This is a genomic window from Shewanella sp. 10N.286.51.B7 (assembly GCF_002873615.1).
Taxonomy (GTDB): domain Bacteria; phylum Pseudomonadota; class Gammaproteobacteria; order Enterobacterales; family Shewanellaceae; genus Shewanella; species Shewanella electrodiphila.
Genome location: NZ_MCUF01000090.1, coordinates 1 through 2408, shown reverse-complemented (window position 1 = coordinate 2408; position 2408 = coordinate 1). Strand labels below are relative to the sequence as shown.

1 protein-coding gene and 4 tRNA genes are annotated in these 2408 nt (G+C 42.3%); 3 read left to right on the top strand and 2 right to left on the bottom strand.

Annotation, left to right across the window (positions count from 1 at the left end; genetic code table 11):
• Positions 1 to 29: 29 nt before the first annotated feature.
• Both BCU84_RS20005 and BCU84_RS20000 read right to left on the bottom strand, forming a co-directional pair.
• A tRNA-Val gene (locus BCU84_RS20005) sits at positions 30 to 105 on the bottom strand.
• Positions 106 to 142: 37 nt separating this feature from the next.
• A tRNA-Val gene (locus BCU84_RS20000) sits at positions 143 to 218 on the bottom strand.
• A 439-nt stretch (positions 219 to 657) separates the two neighbouring features.
• Between BCU84_RS20000 and gltX the strand changes: the two genes are divergently transcribed.
• From gltX to BCU84_RS19985, 3 genes are all read left to right on the top strand, one after another.
• Positions 658 to 2067, top strand: coding sequence for a glutamate--tRNA ligase (gene gltX, locus BCU84_RS19995; protein WP_102529800.1), 1410 nt, complete (start codon positions 658 to 660; stop codon positions 2065 to 2067).
• Positions 2068 to 2172: 105 nt separating this feature from the next.
• Positions 2173 to 2248, top strand: a tRNA-Ala gene (locus tag BCU84_RS19990).
• An 84-nt stretch (positions 2249 to 2332) separates the two neighbouring features.
• Positions 2333 to 2408, top strand: a tRNA-Glu gene (locus tag BCU84_RS19985).

Sequence of the window (2408 nt, the reverse complement as noted above, 5' to 3'; positions counted from 1 at the left end):
CATAATGTTTTAATTCTTTACGAAAAGAATGGTGGTCGATACTGGGCTCGAACCAGTGACCCCCTCCTTGTAAGGGAGGTGCTCTCCCAGCTGAGCTAATCGACCTGGGATTTCATAATGTTTTAATTCTTTATGAAAAGAATGGTGGTCGATACTGGGCTCGAACCAGTGACCCCCTCCTTGTAAGGGAGGTGCTCTCCCAGCTGAGCTAATCGACCTCGCTGTGTGGGGCCGTATTATAGGGAGCAACGAAATACTGTCAACGACTTTTTCACGAAAAAAGCTCAGCCGCGCTAAAAACGTGCGGCTTGTTGAATTGTTAGGCGCTTTATAACGTCATTTGTCTCAATAGTGATGCAACTAGAGAAGAATTGAATATTGTAATTATGGAGTAAAGCTCGTATCCAGCTAAATATGCCTTGTTTTGAGACTTCTCAGTTTCACTTCAATAAAAGCTTCGACGACAAAGTTGAGCAATCAGTGCGCTCTTTAGCTATAGTTTTTCGCTCACAGAGCTGATTATGATGCTGCTTATTGATGTAGTTTAAATTATCAATAGTGAAACTCGCATAATAAGGTGGTTTGGGTATAGAATATCGACCACTTTATTATATCTGTCTTTATATAGACGTTTTTGAAATAGGTCAGTGTCCCATTATGACAACTAAGACGCGTTTTGCTCCTAGCCCAACAGGCTTTTTACATGTAGGTGGTGCTCGTACAGCACTTTATTCTTGGCTTTATGCCCGCGCAAACCAAGGTGAGTTTGTTTTACGTGTAGAAGATACTGATATTGAACGTTCGACTCCTGAAGCTTGCGCCGCAATTCTTGAAGGAATGGAATGGTTAGGTTTGACTTGGGACGAAGGTCCTTATTACCAAACTAAACGTTTCGATCGATACAACGAAATCATTGCTCAAATGCTTGAAGAAGGTACTGCTTATAAGTGTTACTGTTCTCGTGAACGTATTGAGAAGATGCGTGAAGAGCAAGCTGAAAATGGTGAATCACAAAAGTATGATGGCCATTGCCGCGATCTTGCTCCTCGTGATACTGATGAACCGTTTGTGATTCGTTTCAAGAATCCAACAGAAGGTAGTGTCGTATTTAACGATCACGTACGTGGCCGTATCGAATTTGCTAACGATACCTTAGATGACTTAATCATTGCTCGTACAGAAGGCACACCAACTTATAACTTCTGTGTTGTTGTTGATGATTGGGATATGGGCATTACTTGTGTTGTTCGTGGTGAAGACCATATCAATAACACTCCTCGTCAAATTAACATCCTTAAAGCTTTGGGTGCACCAGTACCTGAATATGCTCACGTATCGATGATTTTAGGTGATGATGGTGCGAAACTGTCAAAACGTCATGGCGCGGTTGGTGTTATGCAATACCGTGATGACGGTTATTTACCTGAAGCGCTACTAAACTACCTGGTTCGTTTAGGTTGGTCTCATGGCGACCAAGAAGTTTTCTCAATGGAAGAAATGATCTCGTTATTTAAACTAGACGATATCAATAAGGCAGCTTCAGCCTTTAATACAGAAAAACTTAATTGGTTAAACCAACATTACATTAAAGAACTTGCACCAGAATATGTTGCATCACATCTTCAATGGCATATGGATGACCAGAAAATTGATACAGCAAACGGACCTGCACTTTCTGAAGTTGTTACAGCTTTAGCAGAAAGAGCGAAAACGCTGAAAGATTTAGCTGCATCTAGCCGCTACTTCTATGAAGATTTCGAAGCGTTTGATGAAAATGCAGCTAAAAAGCATTTACGTGGTGTTGCAATGGAACCACTTAAACTTATACAACAAAAAATTTCTACCCTTCCAGAGTGGACAGTTGAAGCAATTCACCAAGCAATTGAAGATACAGCAGCAGAACTAGAAGTGGGTATGGGTAAAGTCGGAATGCCACTACGTGTCGCGGTTACAGGCGCTGGCATGTCACCTGCTGTAGATTTAACCTTGTTTTTAGTTGGAAAGGCTCGTTGTGAACAAAGAATCTCCAAAGCGATTGAATTTGTAGCAGATAGAATAAATTCTTAAAAAACGAGTTGACACTTTTGGGCAGGCTGCATAGAATGCGCCTCGCAGTTGAGACACAGCGTCATAATTTATTTCGGTTTGTCCAAATGTGTTAAGTAAAGTTGAGGGGCTATAGCTCAGCTGGGAGAGCGCTTCGCTGGCAGCGAAGAGGTCCACGGTTCGATCCCGTGTAGCTCCACCAATTTTACTAAAATCAAAGCGTTAAGTTTTAGCCTACAGAACTTAATGAGTATTCACTCTTTGGTAGAGTATAACGCCAGTCCGGGTCCCCTTCGTCTAGAGGCCTAGGACACCGCCCTTTCACGGCGGTAACAGGGGTTCGAATCCCCTAGGGGATACCA